Source organism: Alteromonas sp. ALT199 (assembly GCF_018619335.1).
Taxonomy (GTDB): domain Bacteria; phylum Pseudomonadota; class Gammaproteobacteria; order Enterobacterales; family Alteromonadaceae; genus Alteromonas.
In genome coordinates this window covers 40,369-58,279 of sequence record NZ_JAHHDX010000093.1, presented here as the reverse complement: position 1 = coordinate 58,279, position 17,911 = coordinate 40,369, and the positions used below count along the sequence as shown (strand labels likewise).

Sequence of the window (17,911 nt, the reverse complement as noted above, 5' to 3'; positions counted from 1 at the left end):
CACAGGGCTGGTATTGTTCTGGTACAAGCGCAATTTCAAATATCATTAATAAAGTGCTACACGTTTAATAACCAATAGGTGTTATCGTTTTTTCGGTATCGATTGCGCCCAATATGTTTTCACAACCGATATTTAATTTTAATAGCAAGGAGGTTTATTTTGGCATTGCATTCAGTATCTTCATCAACACGTCAGTTAGCGATAGGCGATAAAACCACAACGCTATTATTTGACCACGATGGCACCCTTATTGACTCAGAAACCGTACATTTTGACCTCTGGAAAGACATTTTGCTGGAGTACGATGTTGAGCTTAGCGCGGATTTTTACTGTGAAGTGATGGCGGGTATTCCAGTGAAGCAAAATGCTGTCGACTTAGTTGAACATTTTAATATCGATATAGCGCCAAGCCAGCTGGCACAGCAGAAACACAAAAGCATTAGCGACTACTTAGACAAACAGGCGTTTCCCTTAATGCCGTTTGCTAAGGAAACCATTATCCAACGCGCAAGCGACGGCTATACCATTGGTATTGTGACTGGGGGAAGTAAAAAGTCGGTGGAGAAAACCCTATCTCAATATGAGTTGAGTGATTATATTTCCTGTGTGGTTGCCGTTGAAGACGTTGAACATAGTAAGCCAGCGCCAGACTGTTACGCTCTTGCTATGGACAAACTAGGTAAAATGCCTAGTGAATGTGTAGCAATTGAAGATACGCAAACCGGAATGACAGCGGCACTTGCTGCTAACTTAGCCTGCGTGGTGATACCTACGGACTTGTCGAAGCATCATGACCTGTCTGGCGCCACTGCGCGTTATACAAGCTTAAAAGACTGGGTGGACTGCGAGTTTGCTCCTTAACCATTTCAGTAGTGACTAATTACCAACTTGTCGTGCCACTTGTTACTGGTGGCGCGAAAATAGATAACGTAGTATAACCAGCGCCTTAGAGCACATTGTTGTTTACCGCACAACGAAGAACGCTAAAGGCACTAACCCATTTTTAATTAACTGTAATAACAGGTAAAGCTAATTTCTCATGATTTTGCGTAGCGTAAAATGGCTTTTGATTTCTATTGCCATCATTGTTGTGTTGCTTGTAGTAGGCGTAGCTACGGTTACCATTATGGCTGTGCAAAAAGCGCCACTAGTTGCGTCGACAGCGCCTACGCAACTCGATGGTGCTGATAGTGTTAACGAACTCCTTAGCCAGCTTCAACAGGCGTTTTCCCGCAGAGAGGAAGGCCATCAAGTTGCGCTTACCGAAACGCAAGTCGAGAGCTTGGTGGGGGTGTTACAGCGGGCCTTACCTGAGTTTAAAGGGGTGGTAAACATTACTCCATTGGCGGGAACAATTAACATTACTTACGCTATTAATGATACGGGTTATTACGTTAATGCATCAGCACTCGTACTGCCTGGCGATAGCTTGCGTATAGAACAAGTCCAAGTTGGAGACCTAACCATTCCGGGGCGTTTTTTACTGGGGTTTCTAGAGCGCACGGTGAACTCTTATACGCAATCGGAGATAGCGACTATTGCGTTATCACGGGTTGAGCGAGTGACCATGGGTCGCGGCGAGCTTACCCTTGATGTTGGGCGCTTAGATGAATTGCTAAGCGAGTTAAACGTAGTGGCTTCGAACATGTCGGTAAGCGAGCAGACCGAACTTCAGCAGCTTTCCGCGTACTACCTACGTTACTTGTCTGGAAGAGAAATAGCCTTATCAAACAAGCCGGTATCTCTCATAGAATACTTACGCGAAGGGATGGCAAGGGCAAGAGAGCAAAGCAAAACACCTGATGATGCAGTATTGCACAATAACGCAGTGATCTTAGCCTTGGCAGTTTACGTGGGACATCATCGAGTTGGTACCTTGGTGGGCGACATTCAGCCGGACTCCGAAAAGGCATTAAAACCCCGCAGAGGTGCTGTGCTACATAAACGCAACGATTTGGCCCGTCACTTTATTATATCTGCAGCATTGGAGCTAATGGCTGAACAAGGTATGTCGTTAGCGATTGGAGAGTTCAAAGAGCTAATGGATCGCGGGAACGGCGGTTCGGGCTATAGCTTTATAGATTTAGCGGCAGATATGTCGGGCACTGAGTTTGCAAAGGTTGCTACTAACCCAAGCACCGCGATGGGTGTGCAAAATGCTATGGCGCGCATTCAAAGTGAACTTGAAATTATCCCGCCTATCGATGGGCTGCCTGAAGGCTTGAGTAAGAAAGCATTTACCGAGCAGTATCAGCGGGTGGACAGTAATGAGTATTTAAAAGAAGTACAGGAAATTAAGCGTAGAATTAGCTTGCTACCGCTTTATCAAAAATAAGCGCTAAGGTGTGTGAGAGTGCGCCGTAAGTGAGAAGCTAATTCAAAGAAAGCCCGCGAATCAAAGAGGGCTTTCTTTTATTACTCGAAACAGCTTTGCAGTTCTACGCTACTTTTTAGCAAGAGACTGTTGAAACTGTGCAATAGTCACAAGTGCTAATTCAATTTTCTTAACCATTGGTGCCAAAGCTTGTTTGGCCGCATCGTCATCTAAGTCTTTCAGTGCCTGCCAGTCATTTGCAATCTCTTGCACATAAGGGCCAAAGCGCTTGGCTGATGTGGTAAAACCGCTATCGTCAGCGAATACGGCTGCAAACTTACCTTTTTGATCGCGCTGTAAGCTATCTAAAACTTGGTCGGCATCAACGGCTTTACGGTGCAGCGTTTGAAGTGTTTCTTGAAGTTGTTGATGGACAGCTTGCATCTCTTGGCTTTGTTGCATTGGTCACGCCTTTTGTTTCTAAGTGTCTAAAATCTATGTATTAAGCTTGTAACTAAGTATTTGTTGTCTCTTAGAGCAATCCGCTTATATACCTTACAGGTAATAATGGTTAAAGTTTCGCCTTTCAAGGCCGATAACCTATAATGTGTTGTAGTTTACGGTCTATACGTAAAATTCAACATGCTGTAAGGGTGGGCAATTCTGCCCATTTTTTTACTTTGCTACAAGCAACAAAGGAAAATGGTATGGATCTACAAGGTACTAGTGCCTCTGGAGCGTCCGGTGCGTCACTTGAGTTGGCCTCTCTTAAGTTGGCAAAAAGCCAACAAGAGCAAGAGGGTAAAGCGTCGCTTCAGCTGCTGGAATCAGCTGCTGACGTACCAAAATCGTCATCTTCAAACCCCGCGTTAGGCGCCAACATCGATACCTACGCGTAAGTTACGGATGCAAATGTAAGTCGATAGGCGTTTTGCCGGGTTGACCGCCAATTTCTCTCACCAGTTTTGGCACTAAAAAGCCTGGCAGGCGTTTTATCGCTTCTTCCATAATTTGACGACCTTCATCATCGCTTACGTAAAAATGGCTAGCTCCCTGTACTTTATCTAACACGTGTAAGTAGTAAGGCAGGACACCCGCTTCAAAAAGTGACTCGCTTAAGTTACTAATTGCCTCGCCAGAATCATTAATGCCTTTAAGTAATACCGACTGATTGAGTAAGGTTACGCCCTTGTCTCGCAAAGTGCGAAGTCGAGTTTTTAAGGGCTCAGACATTTCATTCGCGTGGTTCGCGTGCAGCACCAGCACTTTTTGAAGAGGCAGCGCGGTAAACCATTTAACAAAGTTATGGCTAATTCTTTCTGGTAGTACTACGGGCAAACGGCTATGTATGCGCAGGCGTTTTACATGAGGGATTGTTGCAATTTCATTAGCTAGCCACGATAAATGATCGTCTTTTGCCATGAGCGGATCGCCACCGGAAAAAATCACCTCATTAATCTTGCTGTTTCCGCGAAGATATTCAAGCACATCTAGCCACTGGTTTTTACTTACTGCATTGTCGGCGTAAGGGAAGTGGCGACGAAAACAGTAGCGGCAGTTAACCGCACAACCGGTGCGTACCATCAATAACACACGAGAATCGTATTTATGTAAAATACCTTTGCCTGCCGTGTCATGCTCATCTAGCGGATCTTCGCTGTAACCCTTAGAGGTCAGGAATTCGTCGCTAAGTGGCATGACTTGTAAAAACAACGGATCGTTAGGGTTCCCTTTTTCCATAAGGTCTGCAAAATGTCGTGGAACACGCATAGGAAAAAGGCGACGGGCTTTAATATGTTGTGCGTATTTTTCTTCGTCTAAATCTAAGTGCTGCAACAGTTTTGCAGGGTCGGTATAGCTACTTGCCAATTCTTTTTGCCAGTTATGCTCTACAGAAATCGGTTTTTTAGGTATTATTTGTTCCACGAAACTTTTTGTACCTTATGTTTAGACAGAGGAATTATGGCTAATTACAGCACTAACGAGTTCAAAGGCGGCCTGAAAATCATGCTGGACGGCGAACCTTGCAACATTCTAGAAAACGAATACGTAAAGCCGGGTAAGGGCCAAGCGTTTAACCGCGTAAAAATCCGTAAGCTTATTTCAGGTAAAGTTTTAGAAAAAACTTTCCGCTCAGGTGAATCAGTAGAAGGCGCTGACGTAATGGATACGGAGCTTGCCTACCTGTACACCGACGGCGAATTCTACCACTTTATGAATAATGATACATTCGAACAAATCGCTGCAGACGAAAAAGCAGTGGGCGAGAATACAAAGTGGTTGGTAGAAAACGACGTTTGTACTATTACACTGTGGAACGGTTCACCTATCACAGTAACGCCACCAAACTTTGTTGAGCTTGAAATCACTGAAACGGACCCTGGCCTTAAAGGTGATACAGCGGGTACAGGCGGTAAGCCAGCAACACTTAGTACAGGCGCAGTTGTTCGCGTTCCTTTATTCGTGCAAACAGGCGAAGTTATCCGTGTTGATACGCGCTCTGGCGAATATGTGTCTCGCGCGCAGAAATAATAGCGAAAACTAGAGCGCTATTCGCGCATATTGTTTACGTATGAAAGCCGGTGCCTTGTGTACCGGTTTTTTGTTTAAGCTTTACTATTTAGGTTTTAATACATGCAACCTTGGCAGCCGACTACCAAACATGATGCGCGTGTAGCGCGTGCAGAATTACTCAGAACCATCCGAGAGTTTTTTTACGCAAGAAACGTGTTAGAGGTAGACACGCCTTTACTTTCAAACGGCACAGTTACCGATGAACATCTAGATGCGTTTGATACACAGTTTAATTTTGCCTCATCTGGTAAGCCAAGTAAGTTGTATCTTCAGACCTCGCCAGAATATGCCATGAAGCGTTTACTGTGCGCTGATAGCGGCAGTATTTATCAAGTGTGTAAGGCATTTCGCCATGAAGGCGAAGGCCGCTGGCACAACCCAGAATTTACCATGCTAGAGTGGTATCGCTTAGGCTTTGATCATTTCGCCCTAATGGATGAAGTGGACGCTTTATTGCAAGAAACCTTAAACACCGCTCCTGCCGATAAATTGACTTATCAGCAAGCCTTTCAACGCTATTTGAATATTGACCCTTTAAGTGCTGATGACGACGTGTTGCTAAAGGCAATGAAAGAACGGAATATAGATATTCATGCGCCGCAAAATCTGAGCTATGACACCAAATTACAACTGTTATTCAGCTATGTTATCGAGCCTAAAATTGGTATTGAGCGGCCTTGTTTTGTCTACAACTTTCCGGCCTCTCAGGCAGCGCTTGCAAAGTTAAGCCCAGCTGATGAACGGGTTGCTGAACGCTTTGAGGTGTATTACCAAGGCGCAGAACTTGCCAACGGCTTCCACGAGCTAAATGCGGCAAAAGAGCAAAGGCTGCGCTTTGAAACGGATAATGAAAAGCGCAAAGAAAACGGGTTACCTACAAAGCCTATTGATGAGAATTTTTTAAGAGCCCTTGATGCGGGGTTGCCCGCATGTGCTGGCGTAGCCATGGGTATCGATAGATTACTTATGTTAAAAACAGGCGCGTCACATATTAAAGAGGTCATTAACTTTAGTGTAAGCAGAGCCTAGGCGCTTATTGCGTATATATGGGCGAAAAGTCGTAACTTTGCACCTATACCAGTCCGCATAGGTAATGATCTATGCGGACTGGTATTAGATAGTCACGAAACATTAAATTACGTTAGAACAAGAGGAAGATACGCTGGGCTGCTGTTGACATAAGCAGGTCAATGCTGAAAAATGTTATAACATCACTAAATAATGTTATAACATCCTCAGAGGAATACCCATGAAAATGCGTTCACTGCTAAGTTTGTCCATAGCAGGGCTGTTAAGTGCGCCTGTGTATGCCACCACAGTAACTGGAAAAGTAACCGATACTGCTGGCCAACCTGTAGCTGGTGCAGAAGTTAAAATTGAAGGCAGCCGCCGCGTAGCTTACACCGATGTGAACGGTGTGTACCGTTTTGACGATGTTAAGCAGCCACATATACATTTACATGTTTATTCTTCAAATTATATCCATGGGGATAACGACTTAGGTGACGTAAACGCAGATCAAAACGTCGACTTTATTTTACAGCCAGCATCTGTCGAAAATATTGTTGTAACCGCTAATGCGCTTCAATCATCTGTACTTGAATCGGTTACGCCTGTAACTGTTATCGGCGCTGAAAAACTGCGCAAAATTGAAGCGCCAACCCTAGGCGAGACCCTTAAAAACGCGCCGGGTGTACACAGCACGTATTTCGGTCCAGTATCAAGCAGCCCAGTTATTCGCGGTAACGATGGTCCACGCGTAAAGATAGTTCAAAACGGCCTAGATGTTTCTGACGTATCTCGCGTTGGGCCAGATCATAACGTTGCGACAACGCTTTCAAGCGCAACGCAGGTGGAAGTGCTTCGAGGCCCTGCAACACTCCAATACGGTAGTGGCGCCATTGGTGGCGTTGTTAACGTGGTTGATAAACGAATTCCCCAGTACCAAGTAGACGGCGTAGAAGGCGAAGCGGAAACCAGCTACAGCACAGTGAATGATGGTTCTTACACCCGTGCAGACGTGACTGGTGGCAGCGGTAATATTGTGTGGCATGTTGATGGTTTCTATCGTGACACAGACAATGCAGATATCCCAGGTTTTGCATCAATCGAACCTGATGAAGACGAGCCAAACGGTGAACTGGAAAGTAGTGCCATGGAGACCCGCAACATCGTTGCAGGTTTATCTTACGTGGCTGAAGAAGGTTACTTCGGTTTCGCAGTTGAGCAATTAGACAACGAATATGGCGTACCAGGTCACAGTCATGGGCACGAAGAAGAACATGACGAAGATGAGCATGATGAGCTTGATGGTGACCACGACGAAGACGATCACGATCATGAAGAAGAAGGCGTTCTACTTGACGTAGATATGACCCGCTACCAAGCTGCCGGTGAATGGCATTCTCCTTTCGAAGGGCTAACTAACCTAAAATTTGCGGCTGCTTATACCGACTATGAGCATGCCGAAATTGAAGATGGTGAACCAGGTACTGTATTTACAAACGAATCAAGCGACATCCGCCTGTCTGCTTACCATGAGGAAGTGAACGGGTGGCACGGCGTATTCGGGCTACAGTTTAATCATAGCGATTACAATGCGGTGGGCGAAGAAGCTTTCACTCCAGCCAATACCACTTCAAGTTATGCACTTTATGTAGTTGAGCAGAAAAAAGTAGGTGACGTTACCTTTGAACTAGGTGGCCGACTTGAGCGCACGACTTTAGATGCTGAAGCAAGCGAAGTAGAGCTTGATGTTTTACATGAAGAACATGATGAGCATGAAGATGAGGAACACGAAGGCGAAGAGCATGATGAAGAGCATGAGGATGAAGAACATGAAGAGCACGCTGTTGCTTTCAACTTCCCAGATTATGACTTTACCAGCTTGTCGCTTTCAGCAGGCGCCAACTGGGAATACCAGGAAGGGCACTCAATTGCAGTGACTTTATCACGCAGCGAACGCGCGCCTAGCCAGCAAGAACTTTTCTCTGCAGGTCAGCACTTAGCAACTCAAAGCTACGAAGTGGGTCTGGTATTCGATATGGACGAAGAAGGTCATATTGAAGAAGACTTAAGAAGCGTTAACGAGGAAGTTAGCACTAACTTAGATATTACTTTCCGTAAATTTACCGGAAGCTGGGGCTACAGCGCATCTTTCTTCTACAATCAGGCTGATGACTATATATTCCAGTCGAGCACGGGATTGCTTGCCCTAAGCGAACACGAACATGAGGAAGAGCACGACGAGCTTGAAGAAGAGCACAGCGATGAAGAGGGCACGCCGGTTTATTACTTCCAGCAGGCTGACGCTGACATATGGGGCTTTGAAGCAGAAACTTACGTAGACTTAACAGACACGCTACGTTTAACTGTATTTGGTGACTACATTCGCGCTGAAGTAGAAGATGACAACCTTCCGCGCACGCCACCTATGCGCTTTGGTAGTGAATTAAGCTATGTGAACAATGGTTTAAGTGCTGACGTGGGCTTTACATGGTACGACGATCAAGACAAAGTAGCGTCGTTTGAAACCTCAACCGATGGCTACACACTAGTTAATGCTAGCGTTCAATACGAGTTTGGTTCGCAAGGTATCGACTGGGTAGTGTTTGCCCGTGCTGAAAATCTGACTGATGAAGAAGCCCGTGTTCATACGTCTTTCTTAAAAGACCAAGCACCGCTTCCAGGTAGAAACTTTACTATGGGTGTGAGAGCTTTGTTTTAATTAACAACTTTACTGTAGTAAACAAAGGCGGTGTAACTTGTTACATCGCCTTTATTATTTATGGAGTGTGAAAAAAATTTATGCAGTATGAAAAGATGCGTAAAACAATTCTTTCTTGGGGTTATGCACAGTAAATATAAACAGTAAACATAAACAGCCCTAAAATAGTGATGATGAAGCGGCTATGAAGTAGAGGTGAAAATGAATGAGATAGCTACATGGTTAAGTACGCAAACCGAAAAACACATGGTTTTAGGTTATGGAAGCTTACTCAGCAAAGATAGTCGAGAGCGCTACTCGAACATTTTCACAAAAGGGATCCCGGTAACCGTATCTGGGTTCGAACGGGCTTGGGTGACGCGCAGTATTCATGAAGAGCAAACCTATGTAGGTGCCGTAGCCAACGCTCATAGCCAGCTGAACGCTCAGCTTATCCCCACGCAAATTAACCCAGCATTACAGGAGCGCGAAAAAGACTATCGGTTTGTTGAAGTAAGTCCTAAATCGCTTAGTTTTCAACTTCACCAAGGTGAGGTAACAGATGCGTTAAATGAGCGATTGGCGCAGTTCACTTTCTGGATTTGTGAAACACTTGCCTGCGAGCCAGCAAGCGAAGCGTTCCCCGTTAGCCAAACCTATATTGATACCTGTATGGCCGGTTGTCTAGAGCATGGCGGCATTAAAGAAGCAGAACGATTTGTAATGCATACGTCACTATGGGAGCATCCAAGAGTAAACGACAGAACACAGCCTAAGTACCCGCGCGCAGCAAAAGTAAATAATGAAGCTATTGATCATATAGACAGAATTCTAGCGAAGCGCTAGTTTTAGCAGTAACAAATGCCCTTAGGCAGAGAGTTTAGTGTGAATACAGAAACATCAATTTTAACCTCCGATAATATTACCTTAAGACCGCTCACGTTTGATGATCAACGCTGGATTTTAACGTTACAGCAAGACGAGCTGTGGCTTAAGTTCATTGGAAGTAAGAATGTAAATACGTTAGATGATGCCTGTGACTACATCGGAAAAACCAATGCTCAACGAGAAGAGTGGGGGTACGGTCTACTTGCCGTTGAGTTAAATGACACTAAACAGCCGTTAGGAGTTTGTGGTTTATTTAATCGCTTTGCATTTGAATGCCCAGATTTGGGCTTCGCCATGCTGCCTGAAGCAAGAGGAAGCGGTTTATGCCACGAGGCTTGCAGGAAGGTTATAGCGTGGTCTGCTTCTAAAGGGTATGGCTTTTTAACCGCAATGACGCATCCAGACAATAAGGCATCGCAAAAGCTATTGCAGCGACTAGGGTTCAATAAGCAGGGCCTTTACTTCGATAGAACTTTTCCAAAGCAGCTTTTGTTTAGGCTTGAACTGTAAAACTTGGCGGCGATATAACAGCTTCTAGTAGTCTACCCAAAGGACGTTATACTTTTGTCTAATTTGGTGCGTTGCCTTTTATAAGTGCCCGTTTTGTAAATATCCCTTTTCATCTTTTTGTTATGAAAATGTTATTAATTCTCCATTGTTTCCATCTGGCTTTTCTCAAAACGTCACTTATCTCCGTTTAATGTTACTTCGTCCAATCTTTATCTTCCTAACTTCGTCTTGGTACAGCTGTTGAAAACACTTTGAGTACAACACCGCAAAAGGAAGTGCGTAGAATAAAAACAGGGTTGCTAATCAGACAATAAAAATAGATAAAGAAGACTGCAACTATGAAAACACAACGTACACTCAAAAGCTTTAAATACTCACTGCTAGCTGGCGTCATCGGCCAAGTCTTAATCTCACCGCACGTTCATGCTCAGCAAGCTCCAACTGCTCAGCAAACCGAAACTGAAGAGAAAATTGTCGTAACCGGGCGGCGCGTTTCACAAACGGATATCGCGATTGGTACTGATGAAGCCACTAATACACTTGCGGTAAGCCGCGAAGAATTGCTTTCAGCACCATCAGGTATATCAGGCTTGAAGATGCTAGAAAGCTTACCAGGCTTTAATGTGCAAACTGATGGTGCACTTGGCCTTTATGAGTTCGGTAACTCAGTGCAGGTAAGGGCTTTTCAACTCAGTCAGATGGGTTTTGTTCTTGACGGTGTTCCTATGGGACGTTCTGATGCTTTCGGTGGTAGTCCTATCTTCCGCTATGTTGATAACGAAAATTTAGGGGCCGTAATCGCCTCTCCAGGTGCGGGTGATGTATCTGCTCCAACCTACGCATCACTTGGACCTATTGCGCAATACAATACGGTAAGACCTTCAGATGAAATGGGCGGCATGGTAGCCGTGACCGCAGGAGACTTCGATCTACAACGAACTTTCGTGAAACTAGAAACTGGTGACATTGACGGATTTAAAGCTTACGTAAGCCGCTCAAAAACCGATTCAGAGTTATGGCGCGGCCCTGGCACAATTGACCGTGAACACATTGAAGCTAAAGCGCTCTACGAGTTTGGCAGCAGCTATATACAAGCTACCTATGTTGCCAATGATTTCTTTGATTATGACTCTCCTTCTGCGCCTGCGTCAGTCTTCGAAGATAACTATTACTATAGTTACTTAGACAGCATTCCTGAAGGGTGTATAGAAGCGCAGCCTGAAGTATATGACTTCAATGGTGATGGGACTATAGACGATACTGATTTTACGCCTGTGTTCACAGGCTCAAACTGCACTAGCTATTACGAAGATAGAATTAATATACGCGACGACAAGCTTTATTCATTAGGCTTTGGCACTTACTTAACAGACGAAATACAGCTTGACGTTACTGCTTACTATGAAGATAAAAATGGCTATGGAGTTTCGCCTGATAGCTACACCAATACATTGAGTATTTATACTGATCAAGCAGCCGCAGGTCTTGACGTTGTGCATCCTAGAGGGGTGCAATACGGTTTGTCCACTGTGGGAGGCGAGCGTGAAGGCCTTGTTGGAAGTGTGACCTGGTTTATGGGCGATCATAAGTTACAGGCGGGCGGCTGGATTGAAGAAGATACCTATAATCGTACTCAAGCACGCTTAAATAAAACAGGGGGTAGTGCAGATGGCGAAGTTATCTTTGATGAGGTAGCTTACTATCGGCGCGACTACACCGCGGTTCGCGACACCACACAGCTTTTTATTAAAGACAACTTTAGCATGATGGATGACGACCTTTTGTTGGAGGTTGGCTTTAAGTCACTGTCTATAGATTATTCATTAGATGGCTATCGCGATTATGACGACTATGAAATTGATGGAGAGCCTGGCTACGGGCCGCAATCAGTAGACGCTGAATACACCGATAATTTCTTACCAATGGTGGGGGCAGTATATCGTCTTAACGATACTGATCAGCTTTTTGCTTCCTACGCGCAAAATTTCGCATTGCCAGCTGGAACCGACGACATCTTTGATAACGCGGTAGGTTTTGATGTGGAAGCACCGGAAGGTGAAGAAGCAGACAACTATGAACTGGGCTTTAGAACTAATCGTGAGCATTACAACGGGGCTGTTGCGCTGTTTTACACACGTTTCGATAATCGTTTGATTGCAAGTAGCGTCATCAATCCTGCGACAGGTCAGCCAGAAACCTTTTATGTGAATGCTGGTGCATCGAAAGCTTATGGTATTGAGTTTAGTGGTGTTTTTCAGCCGGAAATGTTCGATAGAAAACTCTATTTCAATGCAAATATTTCGTATAAAAAAGCAGAGTTAGTGGATGGTTTTGCAGGCAATCCTGCTGGTAGTCAATTACCCGATAGTCCTGAATGGCTAATGACAGGTGGCGTAACTTATGAACCTACTGAGTGGTTGGTTGCTAACTTCTCAGCGAAGTATACAGATATCCGCTATACCGACTTCAACGAAACGTATGAGCTAGAAAGCTATTTGGTGGCGCAAGCTTACGTTGATATTGGAGGCCCTAACAATTTTGGGATGCCAGAAAATGTTCGACTGCGTTTTAATGTAGATAACGTGTTTGATAAAGAAGTGATGTCTTTCGGTTTTACGGGCTCTTCGTTTGGACGACCTTTAAGCCCCCGTACATTCCAAGCAACAGTAACGGTGGATTTTTAAATGATGAGTGTTAAAAGTATGAAGTTAAGTGCGATTGCTTTCTCTTTATCTATGACTTCAATGTGCGTTTGTGCACAGTCGCCTGGTAATGAGTCTAAAACTCAAGCGTTTCATGAATCCATGGTTGTGATGGACACCCATTTAGACACGCCAGCGTTACTCGTGCAGCCGGGCTTTGACATTATGCATGCCCATACCGTTGATGGAGACTTTTCTCAGGTCGATGTGCCAAGAATGGATGCCGGAGGTCTAGATGGTGGCTTTTGGGTTATATACACATCACAAGGGCCAGTAACTAATGAAGGGTTCAAGTCAGCTCGTGATACGGCGCTGCTGCGAGCGATGGCAATTCATAAGATGGTCGAAGCCAACCCTGACACTTTTGCTCTTGCTACTAACCCGGGCGATGCAAAAGCGATTACTGATGAAGGAAAGAAAATTGTCTATATCAGTATGGAAAACGCCTACCCACTGGGAGAAGACTTAAGTCTCTTGGAAACCTTCTACAAAATGGGCTTGCGAATGGTTGGGCCTGTGCATTTCAAGAATAATCAATTTGGCGATAGCTCAACCGACCCCAATGGCCAACAATATGGTGGATTGTCTCCTTTGGGAGAGGACTTGGTAAAAAAAGCCAATGAACTGGGTATCATACTAGATGGCTCACATGCTCATGATGAGCTTTTAGAAGACATGATTCGATTGTCCAAAACACCAGTGATTCTTTCTCATTCTGGCACTAAGTCTGTCTATGACCATCCGCGAAATATTGACGACGAGCTACTTAAAAAGTTAGTTGAAAGTGGCGGTGTTATTCATGTAAACGCTTATGGGTCTTACCTCACAGAGCTACCCAGCGACCCAGAACGGCAAAAAGCATATGGAGAGTTGTTTAAGCAAATGGGTAATATTGCCGACATGACTGCTGGAGAAGTCACGGCATTAAAGCTTAAGCGAAAACAAATTGATATGGAGCACCCAGCGGTTCGTGCCACCTTCGAAGATTATATGGCGCATTTCCTTCACATTCTGAAAGTTGCGGGTCCTAAGCATACTGGTGTAGGTGCAGACTGGGATGGAGGCGGAGGTGTTGAGCGCATGATGGACGTTGCTGCACTGCCTCTTATAACAGAAAGGCTTTTGGCCGAAGGGTATACCGAAGAAGATTTAGCGGATATTTGGGGAAACAACGTTCTACGCTTACTTTCTCAAGCACAAGACTACGCCGAGTCTTTAAAATGAATCTTTCCTAAATCGTAAAAAGTGTCCTTATCTTTAAAAGATAAGGACACTAATTTTTTCATAGTTGACGCTCATTTTAATGAGGTAGCTTTACAGCGGTGGCAAGACAGTCATTTTTTTAATAATGATTGACTCAAGAGGGACGTTATTCGCATTAAGGCGAATTGAGTATTCAGTCTCTACTTCTGACATAGCATCAACAATATCTTCGCCTTCCACAATCACGCCAAACACCGCATATCCCCAATCTCTACCTGGGTTTAGGCTGCTATTATCGTTCACATTAAAGAAAAATTGTCGGTTTGCGGTATGCGGGTCATTTTGTCTTGCCATAGCAATGGTGTGTAGGTCGTTGGTTAAACCGTTACCTGATTCATTAAATATATCGGGGAAGTTTGACTTGCCATTGAAGTCAGCGGTGTAGCCGCCACCTTGCACAACAAAGCCGGGCACGATGCGATGGAAAATCGTGTCTTCATAGGCTCGCTTATCTACATAACGAAGAAAGTTATTTACCGTAATTGGCGCGCGTCTTCTGTCTAACTCAACCACGATATCGCCCATGGTCGTTTCAATCTTTACTCGTGGGTAATAGTTATCGGGCTGAACCTGAGACCCATCGTCTTTCTTGGCCATAACCGATGAGCTGCTGCCAATCAGCATAACAGCGGTCATAAGTGATAAAAGTATTTTCTTCATAAAAATGCCTTTAAATGTATTCCTTAATTTGCGTACTTCTTTTATACGCTTAGCGTTTTGCAGTGCCTAAGATAACGAACTTTTTATCACTGGCAAGTACCTTGGCGCCACCAAATAGCTTTTTGAGTTTAATGTGATAGTCGAGGTGGCGGTTGCCAACCACCACCAAATGACCACTTTTAATAAGCAATTCACGAGAGTCAGTAAACATTTGCCATGCAATATGATCGGTAATTGCGTTTTGCTGATGAAAGGGAGGGTTACACAAAATCTTGGTAACAGCAGGTTTATTTTCACGATTTATGAGTGTTTCTAAGCAGTTACTTGCCACAAACTCGCACTGGTCGATTTTATCCGGGAAGTTGTTTAGCACATTAAGCCTAGCGCTTTCCAAAGCCATGTATGACTCATCCACAAATATCACTTTGGCGTCAGGAGCGAGAGACAGCGCGTTTACACCCAGTACACCATTGCCGCAACCTAAATCTACCACTACGTCATTGGCACTCACCGTCATGTGCTCAAGCATAATACGTGCACCAATATCTAGCGACTGTCGAGCAAATGTATTGGCAAGATTATCTATAGTAAGCTCTGCGCCCATAGTGCTTTTACATTGCCAGCGCGTTGGGTAGGGAGAATCAGCGAGTTTTAGAGACTCACGAGGCGTTGCAAAAACAAGTCGAGATTTCTTTTTAGCAAGAGAGGTGGTTGTAGGGCCAATATATCGCTCAAACAGGTTAAGTACCGACTTCGTAATGGCCTTCACTTTACCCGTTGCGACTATGCGGGTATCAGGCGTAACATACTTCTGTAAATCGATAAGCTGTTGTTCCAGCAAAGCAAGAGCGCGAGGGACCTTTATGACGATAAGGCTAGGTGCAGTTTCTGGTTGAAATGTTAAGCTTTGCACGCTGGTTAACGTTTGCAGCGGTGCGCTCGCTAGCTCATTTGTACTGTTATCTGCTGGTGCATTGAGTAACTGATTGGCTTTCAAGTTCTCAGACAGTGAACGCAATGAAATATAGGAATCGGACACCCAGTAAGGCGCTAAATGGGAAAACCAGCAGCCTAATGCACCAAAGTCATCATTAAAAATCATCATTGATCCATCATCTTCACCGCTGCCAATTGAAAGAGATGTTTCACTTAGCAAGGTTTCGATGTGCTCAATAACGAGTTCATCGGCGCTATCCCATGCTTGAAGGCTTACGTGCTGATGCTTTTCTGGGTAGCGAATCAGCGAGAACTGGCGGTCGGCAAATATAAATTCTGTATTCATTGGAGTCTGTTTTTAGAGAAGGCTCAAGCATTAACTACTAGAGAATGCTCATTTAATTTACGTGCTAATATCTATCTTATCATATCAACCACTTGGCTCTAGCGAATAACCCGTTATTCTTCGGCATTGTGCTTACATTGCGTAAAGCACGATGTTTAACGATGTCAGAACAATCCACATTGGTAAAGCATGCGTACTTATGCGTATTAAGATGTGATTAAATAAGCGCTAAAGCGGGCATTGGCACTATCAGTCCCTATGCAGATAGCGAGTATTGAATATCAAAGGAAGTCTCGTACTTACACATGCAATTTTCTCTGTTCGACACGCCTGAAGACAAGCGGGCGTCTTATAAGCTCCCGTTAGTTGAAGGCGATATCATCTATTTTCCTAACGCGCTATCGCAGGCTACTGCTGATACCTTCTTTACAAAACTACAAGTAGAGTTACCCTGGCGTCAGGATACTATTAAGCTGTTTGGCAAGGCGGTAAAAATCCCTCGGCTTCAAAGCTGGCACGGCGACCCCGAGTGTACTTACACCTACTCAAATTTAACCATGTCGCCGAACCCGTGGACTGAAAGCCTTGCAGACATCAAAGCGCGCTGTGAGCAACTGTGTGAAAAATCGAGCGCTTCACAGTACAAAGCAAGGTTCAACAGCGTGTTAGCAAACTGGTATCGCAATGGGCAAGACAGCATGAGCTTTCATTCCGATGATGAACCAGAGCTAGGCATCAACCCAGTAATTGCATCAGTTACCCTAGGTGAGGCAAGACCCTTTGTTTTTAAGCATAAAGAAACAAAGGAAAAGCATACGCAGGTACTTGAACACGGTAGCGTGTTGATTATGGCGGGCGCAACACAAAGCCACTATGTGCACGGTATTGCAAAGACGGCTAAGCCTATCGGTGGTAGAATTAATCTTACATTTCGACATCTTATTCAAAGAGCAAGGTAAGCCAAATGCAAGTAAAAGCGTTTCTAGAAACTACGATCGAGTCTGCACTTAGTCCACATTATCTCGAGGTTGTAGATGAAAGCTTCATGCACAATGTGCCAGACGGCGCGCAGAGTCACTTTAAAGTTACCGTTGTGAGCGACGCCTTTGAAGGTAAGCGATTAATAGCAAGGCACAGAGAAATTAACGGACTTGCGGCAGAAGCGCTGCAGGGGCCTGTTCATGCTTTGGCGCTTCACACGTATACACCTGCCGAGTGGGAAGCACGAGGTGGGGAATCGCTAGCATCGCCCAACTGTCTAGGCGGCAGCAAGCACGATAAGTAGCACCCTCAATCGTACTAAATGGAAGTAGAAACATGACAAGCAGTGAAAAGACAAAAAATAGCGCCCTCGCCGATTATTTAAGCATGATAAAAACACCCGCTATTCAAGTTTTACTACTTGGAACAGGCTTTTTGTTAATGATGCTGTTTGTTTACATGGGCGTTTTAACGTCATTTGATAATGCAGTGTTTAACACAATTAGCGAGCTAGGCAATGTGTCGGGCTGGAAGCGTGACGTGCTTAGAGATACCACAGCGCTAGGTAGCAATACGGTGCTAATTTTTGTTGTGGCAGCCGTTGCTGGTGCTTTAGGTATGGCGGGAGAGAAGAAAAAGGCCGTTACCTTTATTATTGCCGTTGCAGCGGGAATCGCTATGACTTTTCTACTTAAAGCGGGGATCGACAGACCGCGTCCATCGCTGAGTATGCAGCATGTTGATGTGTATACCCGAAGTTTTCCTTCGGCTCACGCCACGTTATCAACCTTAGTTTACTTTTATGTAGCTCATTTGCTTACACATTTAACGCAAAGTACGAAGGTACGAGTATGGATATACCTTGCGACTACTCTGCTGGTATTTTGCATTGGCCTTAGCCGTGTCTTACTGGGCGTGCACTGGCCTAGTGATATTATCGCAGGCTGGTTTGCTGGCGGAAGCATGGCTGCATTTTGCTTTTATATTATTAAGTGGAAACGAAAGCTGCGTATTAAAGAAAAAGCTTAAGC

17 protein-coding genes are annotated in these 17,911 nt (G+C 44.6%); 13 read left to right on the top strand and 4 right to left on the bottom strand.

Annotated elements, in window-relative coordinates; translation table 11 throughout:
* Positions 1-159: 159 nt before the first annotated feature.
* Positions 160-861 carry an HAD family phosphatase gene (locus KL866_RS10455; protein WP_025256597.1) on the top strand — a complete coding sequence of 234 codons (702 nt, stop codon included), beginning with the start codon at positions 160-162 and terminating at the stop codon, positions 859-861.
* 178 nt (positions 862-1,039) lie between these two features.
* Positions 1,040-2,335, top strand: coding sequence for a hypothetical protein (locus KL866_RS10450; RefSeq protein WP_025256596.1), 1,296 nt, complete (start codon positions 1,040-1,042; stop codon positions 2,333-2,335).
* Positions 2,336-2,443: 108 nt separating this feature from the next.
* Here the strand turns inward: KL866_RS10450 and KL866_RS10445 are convergent, their stop codons facing one another.
* Positions 2,444-2,776 (bottom strand): hypothetical protein, encoded by a 333-nt coding sequence (locus KL866_RS10445; RefSeq protein ID WP_214994942.1) that lies wholly within the window; start codon positions 2,774-2,776, stop codon positions 2,444-2,446.
* 245 nt (positions 2,777-3,021) lie between these two features.
* On the opposite strand from KL866_RS10445, the gene KL866_RS10440 reads away from it, so the two are divergent.
* Positions 3,022-3,213: a hypothetical protein gene (locus KL866_RS10440; protein WP_025256594.1), complete on the top strand. Its 192-nt coding sequence runs from the start codon at positions 3,022-3,024 to the stop codon at positions 3,211-3,213.
* Position 3,214: 1 nt separating this feature from the next.
* Here KL866_RS10440 and epmB read toward each other — a convergent pair whose 3' ends face one another.
* Positions 3,215-4,240, bottom strand: coding sequence for an EF-P beta-lysylation protein EpmB (epmB, locus tag KL866_RS10435; protein WP_025256593.1), 1,026 nt, complete (start codon positions 4,238-4,240; stop codon positions 3,215-3,217).
* A gap of 36 nt (positions 4,241-4,276) precedes the next feature.
* On the opposite strand from epmB, the gene efp reads away from it, so the two are divergent.
* From efp to KL866_RS10400, 7 genes are all read left to right on the top strand, one after another.
* The gene (efp, locus tag KL866_RS10430) at positions 4,277-4,846 is read left to right on the top strand and encodes an elongation factor P (protein ID WP_014948217.1); all 570 of its coding nucleotides are present in this window, start codon (positions 4,277-4,279) and stop codon (positions 4,844-4,846) included.
* Positions 4,847-4,948: 102 nt separating this feature from the next.
* Positions 4,949-5,917, top strand: coding sequence for an elongation factor P--(R)-beta-lysine ligase (gene epmA / locus KL866_RS10425; RefSeq protein ID WP_025256592.1), 969 nt, complete (start codon positions 4,949-4,951; stop codon positions 5,915-5,917).
* A 220-nt stretch (positions 5,918-6,137) separates the two neighbouring features.
* The gene (locus tag KL866_RS10420; protein WP_025256591.1) at positions 6,138-8,615 is read left to right on the top strand and encodes a TonB-dependent receptor; all 2,478 of its coding nucleotides are present in this window, start codon (positions 6,138-6,140) and stop codon (positions 8,613-8,615) included.
* Between the two features lie 201 nt (positions 8,616-8,816).
* Complete coding sequence (locus KL866_RS10415; protein ID WP_025256590.1) at positions 8,817-9,440, top strand: hypothetical protein; 624 nt, start codon at positions 8,817-8,819, stop codon at positions 9,438-9,440.
* Between the two features lie 39 nt (positions 9,441-9,479).
* A complete protein-coding gene (locus tag KL866_RS10410; RefSeq protein ID WP_029661504.1) occupies positions 9,480-9,992 on the top strand; it encodes a GNAT family N-acetyltransferase in 513 nt (170 codons plus the stop codon).
* A gap of 338 nt (positions 9,993-10,330) precedes the next feature.
* Positions 10,331-12,676, top strand: coding sequence for a TonB-dependent receptor (locus KL866_RS10405; protein ID WP_025256589.1), 2,346 nt, complete (start codon positions 10,331-10,333; stop codon positions 12,674-12,676).
* A 3-nt stretch (positions 12,677-12,679) separates the two neighbouring features.
* The gene (locus KL866_RS10400; protein WP_409173983.1) at positions 12,680-13,918 is read left to right on the top strand and encodes a dipeptidase; all 1,239 of its coding nucleotides are present in this window, start codon (positions 12,680-12,682) and stop codon (positions 13,916-13,918) included.
* Positions 13,919-14,008: 90 nt separating this feature from the next.
* On the opposite strand, the gene KL866_RS10395 is transcribed toward KL866_RS10400, so the two are convergent.
* Together KL866_RS10395 and KL866_RS10390 are read right to left on the bottom strand one after the other, a co-directional pair.
* Positions 14,009-14,617 (bottom strand): peptidylprolyl isomerase, encoded by a 609-nt coding sequence (locus tag KL866_RS10395; RefSeq protein ID WP_214994941.1) that lies wholly within the window; start codon positions 14,615-14,617, stop codon positions 14,009-14,011.
* A 49-nt stretch (positions 14,618-14,666) separates the two neighbouring features.
* Positions 14,667-15,899, bottom strand: coding sequence for a methyltransferase (locus KL866_RS10390; protein ID WP_214994938.1), 1,233 nt, complete (start codon positions 15,897-15,899; stop codon positions 14,667-14,669).
* A 305-nt stretch (positions 15,900-16,204) separates the two neighbouring features.
* Between KL866_RS10390 and KL866_RS10385 the strand changes: the two genes are divergently transcribed.
* Genes KL866_RS10385 through KL866_RS10375 form a run of 3 tightly spaced genes read left to right on the top strand, consistent with a single transcriptional unit; the run spans position 16,205 to position 17,909 of the window.
* Positions 16,205-16,858, top strand: a complete 654-nt coding sequence (locus tag KL866_RS10385; protein ID WP_025256585.1) for an alpha-ketoglutarate-dependent dioxygenase AlkB — start codon at positions 16,205-16,207, stop codon at positions 16,856-16,858.
* Between the two features lie 5 nt (positions 16,859-16,863).
* Positions 16,864-17,184 carry a BolA family transcriptional regulator gene (locus KL866_RS10380; RefSeq protein ID WP_025256584.1) on the top strand — a complete coding sequence of 107 codons (321 nt, stop codon included), beginning with the start codon at positions 16,864-16,866 and terminating at the stop codon, positions 17,182-17,184.
* Between the two features lie 32 nt (positions 17,185-17,216).
* On the top strand, positions 17,217-17,909 hold the full coding sequence (locus tag KL866_RS10375) for a phosphatase PAP2 family protein (RefSeq protein WP_025256583.1): 693 nt from the start codon (positions 17,217-17,219) through the stop codon (positions 17,907-17,909).
* Positions 17,910-17,911: the final 2 nt, after the last annotated feature.

What these genes read in the sequence shown, in the direction of transcription:
- KL866_RS10385 (WP_025256585.1), top strand. Translation starts at nt 16,205, where the DNA reads ATGCAATTTTCTCTGTTCGACACGCCTGAAGACAAGCGGGCGTCTTAT.
- KL866_RS10395 (WP_214994941.1), bottom strand. Translation starts at nt 14,617, where the DNA reads ATGAAGAAAATACTTTTATCACTTATGACCGCTGTTATGCTGATTGGC.
- KL866_RS10450 (WP_025256596.1), top strand. Translation starts at nt 1,040, where the DNA reads ATGATTTTGCGTAGCGTAAAATGGCTTTTGATTTCTATTGCCATCATT.
- efp (WP_014948217.1), top strand. Translation starts at nt 4,277, where the DNA reads ATGGCTAATTACAGCACTAACGAGTTCAAAGGCGGCCTGAAAATCATG.
- KL866_RS10445 (WP_214994942.1), bottom strand. Translation starts at nt 2,776, where the DNA reads ATGCAACAAAGCCAAGAGATGCAAGCTGTCCATCAACAACTTCAAGAA.
- KL866_RS10420 (WP_025256591.1), top strand. Translation starts at nt 6,138, where the DNA reads ATGAAAATGCGTTCACTGCTAAGTTTGTCCATAGCAGGGCTGTTAAGT.
- KL866_RS10380 (WP_025256584.1), top strand. Translation starts at nt 16,864, where the DNA reads ATGCAAGTAAAAGCGTTTCTAGAAACTACGATCGAGTCTGCACTTAGT.
- epmA (WP_025256592.1), top strand. Translation starts at nt 4,949, where the DNA reads ATGCAACCTTGGCAGCCGACTACCAAACATGATGCGCGTGTAGCGCGT.
- KL866_RS10440 (WP_025256594.1), top strand. Translation starts at nt 3,022, where the DNA reads ATGGATCTACAAGGTACTAGTGCCTCTGGAGCGTCCGGTGCGTCACTT.
- KL866_RS10390 (WP_214994938.1), bottom strand. Translation starts at nt 15,899, where the DNA reads ATGAATACAGAATTTATATTTGCCGACCGCCAGTTCTCGCTGATTCGC.
- KL866_RS10375 (WP_025256583.1), top strand. Translation starts at nt 17,217, where the DNA reads ATGACAAGCAGTGAAAAGACAAAAAATAGCGCCCTCGCCGATTATTTA.
- KL866_RS10400 (WP_409173983.1), top strand. Translation starts at nt 12,680, where the DNA reads ATGAGTGTTAAAAGTATGAAGTTAAGTGCGATTGCTTTCTCTTTATCT.
- KL866_RS10405 (WP_025256589.1), top strand. Translation starts at nt 10,331, where the DNA reads ATGAAAACACAACGTACACTCAAAAGCTTTAAATACTCACTGCTAGCT.
- KL866_RS10415 (WP_025256590.1), top strand. Translation starts at nt 8,817, where the DNA reads ATGAATGAGATAGCTACATGGTTAAGTACGCAAACCGAAAAACACATG.